Annotated in this window: 23 protein-coding genes; 7 read left to right on the forward strand and 16 right to left on the reverse strand. The window is 59.9% G+C overall.

Annotated elements, in window-relative coordinates; genetic code table 11:
• Positions 1–168: 168 nt before the first annotated feature.
• Positions 169–1,269, forward strand: a complete 1,101-nt coding sequence (locus ABIE49_RS08905; RefSeq protein ID WP_192738643.1) for an LLM class flavin-dependent oxidoreductase — start codon at positions 169–171, stop codon at positions 1,267–1,269.
• Positions 1,270–1,294: 25 nt separating this feature from the next.
• Entirely contained in the window at positions 1,295–2,170 is an 876-nt protein-coding gene (locus ABIE49_RS08910) for a polysaccharide deacetylase family protein (RefSeq protein ID WP_192738644.1), read from the forward strand.
• Positions 2,171–2,178: 8 nt separating this feature from the next.
• Here ABIE49_RS08910 and ABIE49_RS08915 read toward each other — a convergent pair whose 3' ends face one another.
• The 9 genes from ABIE49_RS08915 to ABIE49_RS08955 form a co-directional block, all read right to left on the reverse strand.
• Positions 2,179–2,865, reverse strand: a complete 687-nt coding sequence (locus ABIE49_RS08915) for a TetR/AcrR family transcriptional regulator (RefSeq protein ID WP_192738645.1) — start codon at positions 2,863–2,865, stop codon at positions 2,179–2,181.
• The gene (locus ABIE49_RS08920; protein WP_192738646.1) at positions 2,865–3,416 is read right to left on the reverse strand and encodes a flavin reductase family protein; all 552 of its coding nucleotides are present in this window, start codon (positions 3,414–3,416) and stop codon (positions 2,865–2,867) included. Before ABIE49_RS08920 ends, ABIE49_RS08915 begins: the two co-directional genes overlap by 1 nt.
• Positions 3,417–3,426: 10 nt before the next feature.
• Positions 3,427–4,653 (reverse strand): acyl-CoA dehydrogenase family protein, encoded by a 1,227-nt coding sequence (locus ABIE49_RS08925; RefSeq protein ID WP_192738647.1) that lies wholly within the window; start codon positions 4,651–4,653, stop codon positions 3,427–3,429.
• A gap of 213 nt (positions 4,654–4,866) precedes the next feature.
• Entirely contained in the window at positions 4,867–5,295 is a 429-nt protein-coding gene (locus ABIE49_RS08930; RefSeq protein WP_192738648.1) for a GNAT family N-acetyltransferase, read from the reverse strand.
• Positions 5,296–5,430: 135 nt separating this feature from the next.
• A complete protein-coding gene (locus ABIE49_RS08935) occupies positions 5,431–5,790 on the reverse strand; it encodes a phage terminase large subunit (protein WP_354066684.1) in 360 nt (119 codons plus the stop codon).
• 4 nt (positions 5,791–5,794) lie between these two features.
• The gene (locus ABIE49_RS08940; RefSeq protein ID WP_210337457.1) at positions 5,795–6,040 is read right to left on the reverse strand and encodes a hypothetical protein; all 246 of its coding nucleotides are present in this window, start codon (positions 6,038–6,040) and stop codon (positions 5,795–5,797) included.
• Positions 6,041–6,048: 8 nt separating this feature from the next.
• On the reverse strand, positions 6,049–6,213 hold the full coding sequence (locus ABIE49_RS08945) for a hypothetical protein (RefSeq protein WP_192738651.1): 165 nt from the start codon (positions 6,211–6,213) through the stop codon (positions 6,049–6,051).
• 514 nt (positions 6,214–6,727) lie between these two features.
• A complete protein-coding gene (locus ABIE49_RS08950; RefSeq protein WP_192738652.1) occupies positions 6,728–7,327 on the reverse strand; it encodes a hypothetical protein in 600 nt (199 codons plus the stop codon).
• Between the two features lie 387 nt (positions 7,328–7,714).
• Entirely contained in the window at positions 7,715–8,968 is a 1,254-nt protein-coding gene (locus ABIE49_RS08955; RefSeq protein WP_192738653.1) for a hypothetical protein, read from the reverse strand.
• A gap of 684 nt (positions 8,969–9,652) precedes the next feature.
• On the opposite strand from ABIE49_RS08955, the gene ABIE49_RS08960 reads away from it, so the two are divergent.
• The gene (locus tag ABIE49_RS08960; RefSeq protein ID WP_192738654.1) at positions 9,653–9,838 is read left to right on the forward strand and encodes a hypothetical protein; all 186 of its coding nucleotides are present in this window, start codon (positions 9,653–9,655) and stop codon (positions 9,836–9,838) included.
• A gap of 324 nt (positions 9,839–10,162) precedes the next feature.
• Positions 10,163–10,360 carry a hypothetical protein gene (locus tag ABIE49_RS08965; protein ID WP_192738655.1) on the forward strand — a complete coding sequence of 66 codons (198 nt, stop codon included), beginning with the start codon at positions 10,163–10,165 and terminating at the stop codon, positions 10,358–10,360.
• On the opposite strand, the gene ABIE49_RS08970 is transcribed toward ABIE49_RS08965, so the two are convergent.
• Positions 10,357–10,653 (reverse strand): hypothetical protein, encoded by a 297-nt coding sequence (locus ABIE49_RS08970; protein WP_192738656.1) that lies wholly within the window; start codon positions 10,651–10,653, stop codon positions 10,357–10,359. The genes ABIE49_RS08965 and ABIE49_RS08970 overlap by 4 nt on opposite strands.
• A 159-nt stretch (positions 10,654–10,812) precedes the next feature.
• On the opposite strand from ABIE49_RS08970, the gene ABIE49_RS08975 reads away from it, so the two are divergent.
• Positions 10,813–11,070, forward strand: a complete 258-nt coding sequence (locus tag ABIE49_RS08975; RefSeq protein ID WP_192738657.1) for a hypothetical protein — start codon at positions 10,813–10,815, stop codon at positions 11,068–11,070.
• A gap of 10 nt (positions 11,071–11,080) precedes the next feature.
• Here the strand turns inward: ABIE49_RS08975 and ABIE49_RS08980 are convergent, their stop codons facing one another.
• The 6 genes from ABIE49_RS08980 to ABIE49_RS09005 all read right to left on the reverse strand — a co-directional run bounded on the left by ABIE49_RS08980 (position 11,081) and on the right by ABIE49_RS09005 (position 14,846).
• On the reverse strand, positions 11,081–11,434 hold the full coding sequence (locus ABIE49_RS08980) for a phasin (protein WP_192738658.1): 354 nt from the start codon (positions 11,432–11,434) through the stop codon (positions 11,081–11,083).
• A 443-nt stretch (positions 11,435–11,877) separates the two neighbouring features.
• Positions 11,878–12,075: a hypothetical protein gene (locus tag ABIE49_RS08985; RefSeq protein ID WP_192738659.1), complete on the reverse strand. Its 198-nt coding sequence runs from the start codon at positions 12,073–12,075 to the stop codon at positions 11,878–11,880.
• Positions 12,076–12,220: 145 nt separating this feature from the next.
• The gene (locus ABIE49_RS08990; protein WP_192738660.1) at positions 12,221–13,354 is read right to left on the reverse strand and encodes an alpha-hydroxy acid oxidase; all 1,134 of its coding nucleotides are present in this window, start codon (positions 13,352–13,354) and stop codon (positions 12,221–12,223) included.
• Between the two features lie 96 nt (positions 13,355–13,450).
• Positions 13,451–13,579, reverse strand: a complete 129-nt coding sequence (locus tag ABIE49_RS08995; protein WP_354066686.1) for a hypothetical protein — start codon at positions 13,577–13,579, stop codon at positions 13,451–13,453.
• A gap of 33 nt (positions 13,580–13,612) precedes the next feature.
• The gene (locus ABIE49_RS09000; RefSeq protein WP_192738815.1) at positions 13,613–13,789 is read right to left on the reverse strand and encodes a hypothetical protein; all 177 of its coding nucleotides are present in this window, start codon (positions 13,787–13,789) and stop codon (positions 13,613–13,615) included.
• Between the two features lie 37 nt (positions 13,790–13,826).
• Positions 13,827–14,846, reverse strand: coding sequence for a GlxA family transcriptional regulator (locus ABIE49_RS09005; protein WP_192738661.1), 1,020 nt, complete (start codon positions 14,844–14,846; stop codon positions 13,827–13,829).
• Positions 14,847–14,908: 62 nt separating this feature from the next.
• Here ABIE49_RS09005 and ABIE49_RS09010 point away from each other — a divergent pair, with 62 nt between their 5' ends.
• A complete protein-coding gene (locus ABIE49_RS09010; protein WP_192738662.1) occupies positions 14,909–15,619 on the forward strand; it encodes a hypothetical protein in 711 nt (236 codons plus the stop codon).
• On the forward strand, positions 15,616–16,911 hold the full coding sequence (locus tag ABIE49_RS09015; protein WP_354066688.1) for an MFS transporter: 1,296 nt from the start codon (positions 15,616–15,618) through the stop codon (positions 16,909–16,911). Before ABIE49_RS09010 ends, ABIE49_RS09015 begins: the two co-directional genes overlap by 4 nt.
• The last annotated feature ends 64 nt before the right edge of the window (positions 16,912–16,975 follow it).

A 16,975-nucleotide genomic window follows, 5' to 3' on the forward strand; every position in this document is an offset into this window, starting at 1 on the left:
GGCAGCATATCGGCATTTTCTTTGGATTAGACGGCGACAATTTTCAAAGGTCAAGTTTGTTTATCGAGTGATTATTTCGGTGCCTGCCACTTTGGGGCTTGTTATCATGTTGCGGTCGAAGCACGTTTCCCACCAAACGAAACGCCTGCCCTTGGGGAGGAGCAGACCATGAAGCTCGGGTTCTTCACGATGCCCATCCATCCTGTCGACAAGGATTGGCGGCTGTCTCTCAACGAGGATCGCGAAGCCTTCCTGTTGGCCGACGAACTCGGGTACAGCGAAGCTTATGTCGGCGAGCACGTCACCGACAAAGCCGAGAACATCACATCCTGCATCGCATTCATCGCCTGGCTTGCCGCGGCGACCAAGCAAATCAAGCTCGGAACCGGCACCATCAACATGCCGAACACCCATCCGGCGGCGCTTGCAGCCTCGATCGCGATGCTCGATCACATGCTCGACGGCCGCCTGATCTTCGGAATTAGCCCCGGTGGGCTACTGTCCGACGCCGAAGTCTTCGGCAATCTCGACGCAGATCGCAACGCGATGTTCCTGGAGGCGATCAATCAGGTCCTTGATATCTGGGCAAGCGAGCCACCGTATAACCTCCAGGGCAAGTACTGGAATGTATCGGTACAGAAGACCGTGATTGAGGACATTGGTCAGGGCTTCATCGCGCGCCCGCTACAACGGCCGCATCCACCGATCGTGGTGACGGCGGTGGCGCCGTTTTCCAAAGGTGTGACCGAAGCCGCTGCACGGGGCTGGGATCCGATTTCGGCGAACTTCCTGATGCCGGCATGGGTAAAAAGCCATTGGCCGAAATACGTTGAAGGCTGCGAACGTGTTAGCCGCCCGGCAGAGACGGCGAACTGGCGGGTCGCCAAAAGCATATTTGTCGCCAAGGACGCCGCCACGGCAAAAGCCTATGCTACGGATCCGAACGGGCCGTATGTCTATTATTACCGTTCGCTATTCACCAAGTTGAAGCGTGGCGGCCGTATCGAACTGTTCAAAACACGCCGCGATCAGCCTGACGAGGAAGTGACGCTCGAGTCGATTTGCGACAAACTCATCATTCACGGCACGCCCGATAGCGTGGCCGACCAACTGCTGGCCTTTCAGGAAGAAACCGGTCCGTTCGGGACGCTGCTCTATGCCGGCAAGGACTGGAAGGATCGCGAGCTTGCACGCCAGTCGATGATCCTGATGGCCGAAAAAGTCATGCCGCGCATCAATACGGATATGTCCGGGAAGCCGTCCGGATAGATCAATTCATACAGGGAAATCCGCCGTGGCACTCAGTGATCGCATCCCCTATCAGGCCCAGATCGACCGACCGAAGCTGACGCTTCCCGGCGGCAAGAAGCTCGCAGTGTGGGTGATCCTCAATGTAGAGGAATGGCGGATCGAGAACGCGATGCCGCGGACGGTGCTGAGCCCGCCGATGGGACAGCCGCTGCTGCCTGACGTGCCGAACTGGTCCTGGCATGAATACGGCATGCGGGCCGGCTTCTGGCGACAGTTCAAGGCGCTGACCGACCGCAAGATGCCGGTAACGCTGGCCCTGAATGCCAATGTCTGCAATTCCTATCCGCGCGTTGCGTCCGCCGCTCTCGAAGCCGGCTTCGAGTTTATGGGCCACGGATTCCTGCAGGGGCCGATGCACAAGCTCGACAATCAAGCCGATGCGATCAAGCGCTCCGTCGAGACAATCGCAAAATTTACCGGCAAATCACCGCGATCATGGGAGAGCCCGGGCCTGACCGAGACCGACGAAACGCTCGATCTCCTGCGCCTCAACGGCATCGAATATCTGGCGGATTGGGTCATCGACGATCTGCCGCAGGATATCGCCACGCCCCACGGCACCATCACGACGATCCCTTATTCAGTCGAAACCAACGACATCGTGGTCCATGCGCTGCAACATCAGCCCTCCGAGCAATTCCTGAAGCGTGGCATGGATCAGTTCGACCGGCTCTATCTCGAAGGCGAATCGAACGCGCGGATCATGGCGATCTCGATCCATCCCTATATTACGGGGGTTCCACATCGCATCAAATATCTGGAAGCGCTGCTGGACTACGTCATCAGCCATGACGGCGTGGCACTGATGACCGCAAGCGAGATCGGCGACTGGTATCGCGCGGAAACAGCCGGAAAATAACGGCTGGCTTATCCCACCACCTTGATTGGTGCGCGGCGGACGTCCGGCGAGGTTTCATTGACCCGCTCGAAGCCGGCCAGAAAGACATCCAGCGCATCGCTGATGATTCGATCCTTGTCTTCGAGCACCGGCGATTCGTAGATGTATTTGCGGACGCCGTAGTAGAAGATTCCGCCGTGAAGGACCCAGGCCAGTTCGAGTTCGGTCGCACTCGGCTTGTTTTGCACGACAAGCCCCGCTTCATGACGGCACTCCCGGATGATCCGGGTCAGTATCTTGTCCTTGACCATGCCGACATACCAGCGATTGATGTCGAGACCTTTCAAGCCCGAATAGAGATAGATGCGAAGCCATTTCCGGGTGAAGATCGCGTCGGTATAGGCGCTATAGAATTCCAGCAGCCGGTCGCGAAGCGGCCGCGAGCGGTCGGTCAGCAGTTTCTCCCAGCCGGTTTCGAGCGGGTCGAGATAGACCGTGCGATAGACCTCCTTGATCAAGTCGTCCTTGCTTGGAAAGTAACGATAGAGCAGCGGCTGCGTTACGCCAAGCCGCCGCGCCAGTGCCCGCGTTCCACCGCCAAATCCTTCTTCCGAGAAAAATTCGGTCGCCTTCGCAACAATTTCCCGGCGACGATCGTCGGGCGAGAGGCGCTTTTGCTTGGTGCCAGCACGTTTAGGCTGACCTTTCCTGCTCATCAGGATTTGCCGTCGTCGCCGGCAAGGAATCGGCCGAATCCGCCGCGTGCAAACAACAGCGGCGCCTGCCCATTATAAGTATAGGCCTCGACGGCTCCCAGAAAGATGATGTGGTCACCCCCGTAGTATCGATTGGCGGCACGACACTGAAAATTTGCAACGCTGTCAGCAAGCACCGGCGCGTTGCCGAGCCCCGGCGTCCAGCTCACGCCGGCGAATTTGTCGCCGGAGGATTTTGCGAATTGCGAGGCCAGCGTCTGCTGAGAAGCACCGAGAACATTGACCGCGAAATGGCTGGCGTTCTGGAAGATGGTCAAGCCCTGCGAGAACATGCCGAGGCTCCACAAGACCAGCGGCGGATTCAGCGAGACCGAGGCAAAGGAGTTGCAGGTCACGCCATATGGCTTTCCGTCCGCCGCCATCGCTGTAACAATCGTGACGCCGGTAGCGAACGTACCGAGCGCATTACGAAAATCCCGGGGATCGATCGCCGAGTTGTCGCTGGCGAGTTCGTTAGCGGGATCGGCCGGATGTTTGGGTGCGTCGGACATCCACCTCGCCTCAGAGCGTCAGGTTTTCGGACGGCAGACCAAGCGCTACACGTCCATAATTGGTTCCCGCCGCATCGAAATTGAACGCGAGGTGCGAATTCACCGCGTGGGCATCGCGAAATTGCCGCTGCAACGCACCTGACGTAAACAGACTGCGTGCGCCGCTTGCAGCAAACAGCAGCGACACGGCGTCAGTGCAGAGGTTCACAGAAAACGCGCCGTCACGCCGCAACCGCGTCTTGTCTGCTATGTCCGGAACGTGGCCACGTCGAGCATCCGCCATGGCATCGATGCAATTCGTGCGCATGACCAGCCGCGCCGCATCGATCTTGGCGGAGGCTTCCGCGATCTTGATCTGGGTCGTCTGCATATCGCTGAGCTTGGCACGATTATAAGTCGAGGCACGATGACGTGCGAATTCGACATAATCATTCAAACAGGCCTGTGCATTACCCAGACCGACGCCTGATAATACATAAGGGAACAACGAGAATACCGGCAGCGCGTAAAGGGCGTTTGGATTGACGACACTCCCGGGGGTTGGCCCGCCGCCAAGATCGCTGACGGCGATCGTCATCTGCTCCGCGATAAAGGCGTCCGTGACCCTGACATCGTTCGATCCGGTCCCGCACAGGCCAGTCGCGTTCCAGGTATCGTTGATCTTGTAGTCGCTCTTGTTGAGCAGGAAGAGCCGGTATTCGATGCCATCGGCGTCATCGTCGGACGAAACCACGCTGGCGAGCATGTTCCAATCGCAGGATTCCACGCCTGAGGAAAACGGCCAGTGGCCATTGAGCACATAACCGCCATCGACTTTTCTGGCCCGGCCGGCTGGAAAGATGAATGACGAGGCGATCAACGCATCGGCACCCCTGTCCCAGACGGCATCCTGCGCATGCCGGTCAAACATGCCCAGCATCCAGTGATGGCTGGCAAGGTTGGCAAAGTTCCACGCTACGGAAGCATCCGCCTGCCCCAGCGCATCGGCGCAATCGACCAGGGCAACATAGTCGAGTTCGGCGCCGCCAACGCGTTTGGGCTGTACGATCCGGAACAGGCCGGCATCGTGCAAATCTCGCTCGGTCTCCGGTGGCAAACGCCGCAGTTCTTCAGTCCGGGCGGCACGCTCCCGCAGTTTCGGGATCAGTGCTCTGGCGCGGGCAACTACAGCGGCATAGCTGTCCGTACCCGGTCCCGCGAGCGAACTTGCATCTGGCCTGCGGCCGTCCCCTGCCATTAGCGCTTCCCTGCTCAATCCGTCGTTGCGAACTTAAAGCGGTTGAGCCTGGTCAGTCTACCGCCTCACCGCCAATGATCAAGGCGCGCGGAACATGGCTCTTCCGCCAAATTGGGCTGCGGCAACCTTTGCGCCCACGCTAAAAACGAAAAAGAGCCCGGCGGCCGTCAGGCTACCGGGCGAGGAGTACTTCCAAAGAACGCTGGACGCTGGCTATCCAATGAGCTTGCGCCAATAAAGCGTATTTGGCCAAGCCCATGGGACTGGCGGCTGAAACAGCCGGTAGCCGGCGCGAATGAAATTGTTGGCAGACGACAGATTGTCAGTCGTATCGGAAATGACCGAGCACCATCCGTTGAGCCGCGCACGCCCCTCCACGGCGCCCATCAAACGAAGTTGCAACCGGCGTCCCCAGTGCTTTTTCAGCACTCCAACCCGGCAGAAATAGCCGGCATTGGACACGTGAGTCGAAGGGACAACTCCCGCAAAGCCAACTGGCTCCGCCTCGTCACGAGCGAGCCACCAATGCCCATGATCGAACTTTGGTATAGGGGCACAATCCAAGAATGTCAGCCGATGAAGTTCCAGGAGCGTGTCAGCTATCTCTTCGTCGTACCCGTCAACCTCACGAATCCGGTACATTGGCCCTACCCACCCGATGCTGAAATTTGAGTTATCGCCGGATCGCATTCAGAAAACCGTCGGCAATGAATCTGGACACCACATCGATGAGCGTGGCTACGCAACATACGCCCCGGTCATGGCGCAGCTCCGCGATCACTTGCCAAGCGTAGCCTTGATGCCGAGCCAGACCGCACCGACAAATCCGGTGACAATCACGGTGATCACTGCTTTGAATGTATAGCTCTGCATGCCCCGAAAGATGATGATTCCGTCTCCGGGCGTTTCGATCTTGTCGCTGTACAGCTTGAAACCGCTGCCGACGCCGAGCGCGACGATCTTGCTCTCGATCAACCGCTTGCTCGACTGCGCCAATGTCCGTTGCGCCTCGCGAATGCAAACCGCAAGCGTGCCGCGCTCGGCTTGGCAGGTCTCAACCAGCAGCTCGCCGAAGAAATGCGATTTTCCGGATCCCCGGCCGCCGAAAGCCCCGCGGTACCTGCTGGGCCGAAGCAACGGTTCAAATACTTTCGCTGTCGGGATTTTCAGGATTGACGATATGCCGTTCGATGCGTTGGGGAGGCCCGCCCGGGACTTCATTGTCGCTCTCCGATGGTTGCGCGGCTTTGCCCCAGCCGCGATCGAGGACGGCGTTGGCCGCCGAGACGCGCGCCGCAGGCGTTGCATCCTTGCTTTGCATGATTTTGACGAGGACGTTGATGGCCGTCTTGGTCTGGCTCCGTGCCAGTGAGCGGATGTCTGCCAAGGGTTTCCTCACCGTGTCTCGTCATGATCCGCCGCGACGTATTCGCACGGCGTAGGATCGGCCGGGTTGGCGGCAGACTTGTGCACCGCGGAGCGGAACGCGATCGTCGGGAAATCGGTCTGTTCCTGATCATGCCTGGGGCGCGGGATGAACTGGATGATTACGGCAGTCATGAGGGATCCTCCCATAGCGCGATTGCAATCAGGCCGATCAGCGCGAGCGATATCAGATATGCGGTCATCGGCTTCTCTTAAGGAAATAAATGCGCGGCATGATCGCTGGCGTGCGATCATTTCGGGCGCGAACCGTATCCCTGCTACAGGGGCCGCTTGCGGCCGTGACCTTGGCCACGCCGCACACCGGCACGTTCGCGCGTGCCGGCTAATGATGATCTGAAAGGTTCGGACGACGGCGCGCCTGCGACGCCTCAGGCGACGGGCGTTGGGAGTTGTGGCGTCGTGACAAGCGGCCGTCGTCCGATTGGAGAATTTCAACAAAAAAGCCCGCGGCGGATTTCTCCGCCCGGGCTCTGCATGACTTTCGCGATGATGATAATCAGCCGGTGATTTGCCCGACGTGTCAAATTCTTTTTCAGGCCGTCAATCAATTGCAGAAAATCAGGAGCGTCGATGCGACAAGCCTCGCCTGGCGACAAGGCGCGAGCCGACGGAATTTTGGTCTTCGAGACTATCGCTGCTGCGCGGCGAGCAAGAGCTTGAGCAGCCCGCCGGGCGGCGGCGCATCCGGATTGTCGGGATCGAAACCCGTAAGAGCCGCGATCCGGCCCGTAAGACCGCCCATCGGAATTGAACTGTCCGAGGGAGCGAGCGATGCGTCCGAGCCGACCGTGGAAGGTTGTGGTTTGGTCGCGTCCAGCTGGTTCAGATGTCGAATGTATTCCAAGAGAGTGGAAGCGCTCGATCCCTGGGGGCCTGGCATAGACGAGCCGCCGGCACTGCCTGCGGACGAAGAGGCATCGCTTCCGCTGGCGAAGGCATTTCCGCGGGCGGGAGAAAAAACCTCCTTGAACGGAACGAACGGCACTGTCGGCGCGCTTCTGTCAAATACGGATGTTTGCGGCTGCTCGGCATTCGTCCGGCTCAAATATCGGACCGGCCTGGTGCTGGAGATTCCAGGCGTTCCTCCCGCTTGCGGCAGCGGCACCGCTTGCATCGGATTCAGCGGACCAAGGCTCGCCAGAGCTGCGGCCCAGTCTGTGGGGCCGCCGAAAGAGTTCAGTTGACCGGGAAGAACGAACTGCGCAGGCAGGGCGTCGGTGTCAAACACGGATGCTGGCGGCGTGCTGCCATCCCTCCGGCTCAGATATCGCATCGGCTTGGCGCTGTCGGAGATTCCTGTAAGTCCAATGACGTGCGGGAGCGGTGCTTGCTGCGTCTGATTTTGAGGGGCGACACCTTCAGAAGAAGAGCCGCGGTTTTCAATACTGTTGCCGCCATCGCGCGTTATGACAAGATGGGGGCGTTGGCGCTACCGTAGTTCTTGAGCGCAGCAACGTCAGTTGCAGGCCAACTGTTTTCACGGGCGACAACGGTCTGGAAAAAACATCGACAGTTCCCGTTACTGTGTTTCCCTTGTCGTCGGTGACCTCAAACGGCTCGCTAGCCATGATGGATTCCTTTCGGTGCGACCGACGTAAGCTGCCGCGGATAAATCTTACTCGCCCGTTTCGCACTTAGGCGGAAGGAGAACATACAAGCCCTTCGATCCTTCCGGGCTGCCGCGTACTGCGGCGGCGAAGAGCGGATCGCTGGTCAGTTCTCGTACCTGCCGGCAATAATCCAGGTAGTTAGCGCCATCAGACTTGCCGACGCCAAAACTCAACCAACCGTCTCCAAACCAATTGGATTTGTAACAATTCACAAAGGAGATCGCATGACCGAGGTTGGCAATGCCAGGGCGCACCGGCCGGTTGACGGTGCAGCCGAGACGATCCGCTATCTCCCGATCGACCGGATCCGGATCATTGGCATCAATGCTCAGCATGATGAGCGCGGGGACCTCGGGCTTTTCCTTTTCGAAAAACAGTACGCCGGCGGGCATGCGCGGAGATTTCAAGGAAGGGACCGGCACTAGGAGCATCGGGTCGGGCACGGGCAGATCGAGAGAATCAAGCAGCGTGCGTTCACCGGCAAAGCTAATCAGCTTCTGCTCGCGACTGCGACGCAACCAGGCATCGAACTCCTCAAATGAAGCATTGGACAAGTCCTCCTTCCCGACCGAATGGATTTCGTGGAGCGGCGAGTACTTCTCGTAGATAGTCAGAAGGGCCAGTGGTTCTGCGTACGTCTGCAACGAATACCCCATTCGTCTCCCATAAGCTCTACCCTTGGGAGCCGCGCCGAAATCGAACTCGCCGATCGGTTGGCGCAACAGATAGTCGATCGCGCCACGGAGACATGCGAGGCGGCGAGCCGGATTTGGATGCCCTGCCCCGACCGCAAAGTCCCCGAATCCATCGAGAAATCGAACCCTCAGTTCGCATGGACTGACATTGGGAAGTTGGCTGGCGTTATCCTTCAACAGAACGGCGAGGATTTCCTGATGCACGTGCTGTTCGCGGAACGACACTCCCTTGGGCATGTCGACGTGATAGGTCAGCCAGCTTTGTTCACTTGCCGGCGATGATCGTCCGGCAGCGATCGTAGCAACTCTACCGGGCGGCTGCGGAGGCAGATCGATCGGCTGCGTAGCTGAAGTCGCGATCGAGAAAGCAAGTGCGACAAACGATACAATCGTCCCCAACGCTCTTGTTTGAAACCTGTGGTGGCATCTCATGGGTGCACCCTGAGTCGATCGCCATGCTGCGCGCAATCCGATCAGCATAGATTCTATCTGGTGAAACTTCAATTTCTTCGGCCGGGCCGCTGATGAACCCTCGTCGGCAAGTTGATTGATCGACACGACCAATCTAGTTCCTGATGGAGACTCCCATACCGCGACTGCAATCAGGCCGACCAGCGCGAGCGATATCAGATATCGCGGTCATCGGCTTCTCTCCGGAAATAAATGCGCGGCGCTGGGTGCGATCATTTCGGGCGCGAACCGTATCCCTGACACAGGGCCGCTTGCGCGCCGTGACCTTGGCCACGCCGCACGCCGGCACGTTCGCGCGTGGCGGCTAATGATGATCTCAAAGGTTCGGACGACGGCGCGCCCGCGACGCCTCAGGCGACGGGCGTTGGGAGTTGTGGCGTCGTGACAAGCGGCCGCCGTCCGATTCGAAAATTTCAATAGAAAAAGCCCGCGGCGGATTTCTCCGCCCGGGCTCTGCACGATTTTCGCGATGGTGATAATCAGCCGGTGATTTGCCCGACGTGTCAAATGTTTTTCGGACCGTCAACAAATTACCGAAAATGCGATGCAACAGGTTGGATAATTTGAAACTTTCCCGCGGATAGCATCGCAGTAAATGAAAAAGCCCGCGGCCGATTTACCGGCGCGAGCTTTACGATGTCGGCGATGATGAAGATGTGCCGCTGATTTGCCCGACGCGTCAAGCGCAAAAAATTGGTCCGGTGCATCGACATTCAAATGGAAATATTGGGCGCAGGGCACCAGCCAACGCTCAATCAGATCGCAAGGAGGCCGTTGATGTATTTCGTCGCTACCGTGCTCGCGATCCTGTCGGGCCTGTTCTATGCGGCAAGCCATAACGAGATCGGCTCGCTCGGCGTCACGATGTGCCAATACGGCAGTTCGTTTTGTGCCAACCCGCTTCTCGTCCTAGTGGGAGCGGGGCTTGCTGCTGTATGGGGCGCGTTCGTCAGCGTACGCTGACGCGCCGGTCACAAGCCTGATTTCGCGATGATGATTTTCTGCCCCTGATTTGCCCGACGTGTCAAACGCGAAATCAGGATCCTCGCATCAGCTCTCGCAGCTACTTAACAAGCCGCCCGAAGGACTATTCGTCAACGGGATCGGTTATCGGTGCCTCTTGAGCGAAGCGGCCGCAGGCCCTGCAAGGCAGCATCGAGCCATTCGTGTTTCACGCCATTCTGCATAGGAAGCATGCAGATCACGGGCCAATTTCCGTAATCTCCCGGATTGATCGCAGCGGCAAAGAATTGTCCCTCACGATATTGACCCAGCACGGGGCAGATCGTGATTTACAAGGGCGTGGAATACAGCGTCACGGCCACCGGCGAACCGGATGTCTGGCAATGGCGATTTCAGATCGGCGGGCAGACCGTGGCCGGCAAGACCAGGACGCGGCTGATTCATATGGCCGAGCGTCGTGTTCACATGAGAATTGACGCTGCCCTCAGGGTTTCGCACGGCGAGGATCAACCTGCCGACTAGTTATCCCCGGACCGCACGGGGTTTGCCGGCTGCACGGGCTTCGGCCCCGGCGGATCGGGTTCTAGTTGCGGTTTCGGTTCGGTCGGCATCACCATCGCACCGGCCGCCCGGGCGGCGTCGCCTGTGGTGCTGTAATGAGCCTCCGCGGCCGTTTGCACTTTGGGCTTATTCCTCGGGCCGTAATCAGCGATCAACATGCTGAACCCGCCAACGAACGCGACCGCAATCGCGACCGCCAAAGGCGCTCCGCCACGGCGTGTCGCATGGCTTTCCTTCGAATGATTGTTGGTCATTTTAGAAACCCGGATTGATTGCTGTTGGAATCAAACCCCGGGGCCGACGATTGTTCCGCCTTCAGAGCGCCCCGTCGCGGAACCGTGGCGGAACAAATCGCCTGGTCGCGCATTTCCAGCCTGCTGAACGGATTTCAAAGTTTAAAGTGAGTGTCGCCAGTGAGCATCGAGACACCTCCACCGCTACAGCCCAACATGGCCGAACGCGCGATCGACACCGCGACTGATGTATCGCGCACGATCACGGATGTGTCTGCCGCACTTCAGGCCGCGGTCGATCGTCTGGCCGAGGTGATCGCAACGGCACGGCAACCGGGTAAGCCGCTAGCCACCGTGAGCGCCATTACCCGGGAAGCGCCCCTCGCAAGTCTGTTCGTTGCGTTCCTGTTCGGAATAGCAATAGCGCGCCGGCGCTAGCGGCTGCCGTTCAGAACTTGCCTTTGGTTGCGTCCTTTGCGGCCGACATGACACCACCGCTGATCTGTCTCATATGCTCGCCGGCGTTGGTGAACTGGCTTCGCAGGAATTCGGACTGAATCCGCATCGCTTCCTGGAGGTCGGTCGCATGAACCAGCTTTCGGGCGTGCTCGAATGCTGCCTTCATGTTCTGCTCAGTGAACGATAGCGCCTGCTTCGAAATCTCCGTCCCTGGCCCCGGCATCGACGTCATCGACTTGCCGGCGGCATCGAAGAACATGCCGAACGCCTTTTCCGCCTGATCGATGGTTTTTTCGGCCAGATCGCGCAGCTCGGCCGGAACTTCGAGTTTCGGTTCAATCATGATCGCCTCTCCAATGTCGTCACCGGGAGGTTAGCATAGTTCAGGGCGGCGTCTGCGCCGTATTGGCCGGCGCCGCACTTCCCGGGGTTGTCATCTAGGCGCCTCCGCAAAGGAATTACTTCCTACCCCGACCCGTAGCGATACGGGCTAGCGTACCCGATTCCAATCATGTCAACAGTGTGGCATAGTGATTCGGGGGCTCGAGTTCGACGGTTTGTGGCGTTGCGTCGCTCTCGGGAACATGGGGATCAAATGCTGCAAACATTCCGGCCAACGCCAACCTGCACGCGCTTTCAAACCAGCATAGAAATGCCCTGCATCAAATGCGGCGCGCAGATGAGGCTGGCCACGATCGAGCCGCGCGATCAAAGCTACGATGTGCTGACCTATCGATGCACCCCATGCGATTCAGGCGAGAGCTTTTTGAAGGCCCGCTAGATCGGTCACAACACGGCAGCCCCTGCCTCCGTCAACACTGGCCCCTCGTCTCGTATCTCGATCAGGCCGAGTTCGGTCAGAACGTGCAGATCCTCGTCGCTGACAGGCGACATTTTCAGCCGGCGGGCCTGAATGTCCCGCAGCGTCCAACGAAGGCCAATAGCCTTTTCGAGGCTGAGTTCAGCGAAAGGATTGTCCACCATTCCCTTCGACTATTGGTAGATTTCGATCAGATTTTGTCTGCATCACGGCAGCTTCTTGCGCGCACCGACTCAGCTCATGCCGACAATCAGCGTCGACCTCGCTGAGAATGGCGTTCAAGACCTGACTAGAGGTAACACCGTGTGCTCAGTACCGGTAAGGTTCAATATCCAGCAGCGGGAATGCGCTGAACACGCTCGGCAGGTTGGTCGGCATCGCCGCCTGTAGATAGGATTTGTCGAGCTCCGCAAGACTGGTGACGCCGAGCAACCCGAGGCACCGGATCACTTCATCCTCCAGCAATTCCAGCATCCGGGTGATGCCGGCCTCGCCCGCGGCAGCGAGCGCCCAGCATTGCAGGCGGCCGATGCCGACGAGATCGGCACCCGAGGCGATCGCCTTTACAATGTCGGTGCCGCGGCAGAACGAGCCGTCGACCATGATCTTGGCGCGGCCGGCAACGGCGTCCACGATTTCGGGCAGCACGTGCATCGAGCCGCGGCCATGGTCGAGTTGGCGTCCGCCGTGGTTCGACACATAGATCCAGTCCACCCCATGATCGAGCGCAATCGCCGCATCTTCCGCGGTGGCGATGCCCTTGAGCACCAGCGGGATTTTATACTTGTCCTTGATCAGCTTCACGGTCCGCCATTCCAGCCCCTTCTGGAAGTCGCCACCGGTAGCGCGGATGCGGCTTTCGCGGACATAGCGCTTGGCGATGTCGCGTTCGCGCCGGCTGTAATGGGCGGTGTCGACCGTCAGGCAAAACGCGGCATAGCCGTTTTCGATCGTGCGGCTGACGGTATCTTCGACAAAAGCATCGTCGCCGCGAACGTAAAGCTGAAAGATGCGCAGCGCATCGGGCGCTGCTTTTGCCGTAGCCTCAAGCCCCGGCTCGGAGACCGAACTGAGCATATGGGCCGCGCCGAACGTCCCAACTCCCCGCGCCACCGCAGCACCTGAATCGGGATCGAAAATCTCCAGCGCACCGACGGGCGCGATCATCACCGGCAGGCGCAACTTGCGCCCGAATAATTCGGTCGACGCGTCGACCCGGGCGACATTGCGCAGGACCCGCGGCCGGAATGCGATCTCGTCGAGCGCCATGCGATTGCGGCGCATGGTCGTCTCGGTCTCCGAGGCCCCGACGATATAGTCCCAGGCGTTCTGGTTCAGCCGGGCCCGCGCCTTGCGCACGAATTCGTGGAGATTCTGGAATTCTTCGCCGCTGGCGCCGAGTTCGACGTTCCTCGCCGGCCGGATGGGGGTCCCATCATTCATGCTGTTTCTCTCCCGTTTTGGCGGCACATTAGCCGCAGACAAATGGGAAAAGCTAGCGCTTTGAACGGGTTAATCCGGTGCTGGAACGGGAGGCTGCTATTCGCTGGCGAGGTACATCGGCTTGGATTGGAAAATTCCCCCGCCCGAGACCTGGGAGGCAATCAGGAATGCCGCCATCACGGCCGGTACGCTGATGAATCGCAAGAATTGATCAATTGAAAGCATGCTCTTCGTCCCCAAGGTGCTTGTGAGGCGCGTTCAATCCGCCCCTCGCGTCGTCTGCTGATCGCCCGTGAAAAGCTGGTCGGTATGGGCCGCCCCGGAAACCGTGAGCAGCGCAAGAATCGAAATGATCGCCAGCGTTTTCATGTCGTCACGGTCGATTTGGATTGTGGCCAAAAACGTCAGAGCTTGGCGCATTTTGGGGACTAACACAGGGGAACTTCGTGGCCGCTGGCCCCGGCGGCGCCGCTCAACCGCCCGAAAAACGGCTTCTGTACTCGGTGGGCGATACGCCGAGGTGCCGCAGGAACGCGCGGCGCATGCGTTCGTCATCGCCGAACCCCGCGCGTTTGGCGACCTCGATCACGCCGCCGACCTGCCTGCTTTCCAGCAACAGACGTGCGGTTTCCACCCGCAGCGCTTCGACACCGCTCGCCGGCGTCATTCCGGTGCGGCTGGCATAGGTGCGAGCAAAAGTCCGAGGCGTCATCCCGGCCTTCGCGGCGAGTGTTTCGACCCTGAGATCGCTTGCGATATTCTCGATGATCCAGGCGTGCAACGCGCTGAACCGCCCTTCGACGTCGGAGGCTTGCGCCGCGAGCACTGTAGAGAATTGGCTCTGGCCGCCTGGCCGCTTGAGAAACACCACCAGCCTTCGCGCAACGTCGAGCGCGGTGGTGTGGCCGAAGTCCTCCTCGATCATGGCGAGCGCCAGATCGATGCCGGCGCTGACGCCAGCCGATGACCAGACCCGCCCGTCCTTGACGAAGATCGCGTTCGGCTCGACGCGGATGTTGGGGAAGCTGTCCTGCAGCCTCGGGCAATAGCGCCAATGGGTCGCGGCGCGCTTTCCGTCCAGCGCGCCGGTCCAGGCCAGCGCGAACGCCCCGAGACACACCGATGCCACCCGGCGTGCCTTGGGCAGCGTCTGCGAGATCCAGTGCATCAGCCGGGCGTCGTCGCGGATATCCCAAATACCGGGCCCGCCCGGGATCACCAGCGTATCGACCTGATGCGGCCGGACGCTTTCGATCGCGGCGGTATCCACCATCATCCCGACGTCTGTCGGCACCAACCCGCCCGAGACTGACAGATAGGACAAGGAATAACCCGGACCGGGCAACTCGATCGCCGCCAACTCTGCGAACACCTGCGCCGGACCGGAGATATCCAGCAGGGTCACGCCCGGAAAGGCGACGATCGCGATACGTCGCGTCGACGGCGTTTCACGCGGTCCGGAGCGTCGAGGTTTGGCAGATTTCGAGGGCATATTGTCCTTTAAGCCATTCGAGGCTCGCCTGTATAGCTCAGGGGCGTAACTGGAGTTCGGCGATGACGCGAAATCTGGGCAACCGGTATCAGGCGATCAAATCGCCCTGGACAGACTACGCAGTCTACAGCTTTCCGGATGCATCAAGCGTTGCAGCCTCCGACCGCCAAGCGCTGATGGACGCGATGAACGGCATCATCGCCGTCAACTGGAAAGCCAGCGAGCCGCATTGGACGGCGGACGCCTCCCCGTTCGACAGCAAGTTCAGCCTCATTCTGGTTTTTAGCAGCTCAGGACTGGCCGCGTTTTCAGTCTATCGCGTGCTGAACATCGCCAATGGACTTGCAATCTATCGCAGCGGAACCGAAGTGCTCCCCGCCCATCAGGGCCGCGGGCTCTACGGGTTTTTCACCTCGGAAGTTCTGAGGCGCTCAGGTGCCGCCGAGAAGGGTGACAGCGTGCTCTATGGATGGCGGACTCGAAATCCCATCGTATGGGCCGCCAATGCCAAGATCTGCGAAAAGGTTACCCCCTCGCTGCTTGGGGACACGCAGGATCCCGCATTGCAAGCGGCCTGCATCGAGATGTGCTCCTCGCTGTACCCCGGCAAACCGCTGGAACTGCCCGGCATGATCATGCGGGGCGCCTACGGCCACATTAAGCACCACCGGCAGGACTATCATGGCGCGGCGTCGCTGGTCGACGCCGCGATGTCCCGTGTGATTCCCGATACGGCCGACGCCCTGTTCTCGGTTGGATACGCAAGGGTATGATGTCGATGCCCGGACAACAGGCCATCATCGCACCGGTCTCGCGGTTCACCGATCGCGCCTATCTGGCCTGGGCAGCGGTGGCCATCGCCTACGCCATCGCGTTCCTGCAGCGCGTGTCGCCGCAAACGGTCAGCCTGAACCTCATGCACGACTTCAGCACCGACGCCGCCGGCGTCGCTATGCTCGCCTCCAGCTACTTCTGGGGCTACACCTTGATGCAGATTCCGGCGGGCCTTCTGGTCGACCGTTACGGCGTCAAGCGCGTGGTGCTGTTCAGCATGGTGGCATCCTCGCTGGGAAGCGCGGCGTTTGCACTGGCGCCGAATATGCTCGACGTTTTTGCGGCGCGCCTCGTCATCGCGTGCGGCGACGCGCTGGTATTCACGGCGCTGTTGAAGCTCGTGGCGCAGAGCTTCAGCGACGAGCGGTTTGGCGTGATGTCAGGCATCTCGCAAGTATCCGGCTACGTCGGCGGTGTCATCGCGACGACGCCGCTCGCGGCCGCGGTAACCGGCTTCGGCTGGCGCGCGTGTTTCCTGTTCATCGCCGCCGTCGGATTGGCCAACCTTGCCTTCGCCAAGGTCGTGCTGAAGCCTGATCCGGTGTCGCGCAGCAACAAGACTTTGAAGGGCGTCGTTGTGGCCGCCGGACAATCCCTGACCCGGCCCGCCAACTGGGGCTGCGCCATGACTTTTGCCTCCCACTTCGCCGTCGTGACGACACTGTCGGGCGTCTGGGGCATTCCGATGGTGGCGCATTTCTTCAATATCTCGCCGACGGCGGCTGCCACTCCCCTGCTCGCCTTCATGATCGGTAACGCGGTCGGCTCGATCTTTCTCGGTCACATGGCTGACCGCGCAGCAGCCGCGCTCGACACCGCGCTGATCCGCATCTGCGTGCTGCGGATGGTGCTGATTGCAATGCTGCTGCCGCCGATCGCACAGGCGTTCGGCCTGATCTACGTGACCTTCGTGTTTACGGCGCTCGGCCTTGTCGCCGGCGGGACGGTGCCCCTGGTGCTGAAATGCACCAAGAAACTATACACCACCGACCTGATCGGCGTCGGCGCGTCCGTGAACACGACGGCCGCGGGAATTTTCGCCGGCGCGGCACAGCCCGTCATCGGGCTCGCGATGATTGCCGCCAGTCCGCTTGCCGCCAGCGGCGGCATGCAAGGCGCTGCCGCGATCGGCGACGCCGGTTACAGCATGCTCATCGGAATTCTGCTGCTCATGTCGCTGCCGGGTATCGCCGGGCCGTTATTGATGAGGACCAAATTGATAGTTCGCTAGACGTATTGAAAGTAGAGGGGGCGTTATGGAGCGTTTGTTTTTGAGAAAAGAGGAAGTCGCTTCG

The sequence above is a fragment of the Bradyrhizobium sp. OAE829 genome (assembly GCF_040546575.1).
Taxonomy (GTDB): domain Bacteria; phylum Pseudomonadota; class Alphaproteobacteria; order Rhizobiales; family Xanthobacteraceae; genus Bradyrhizobium.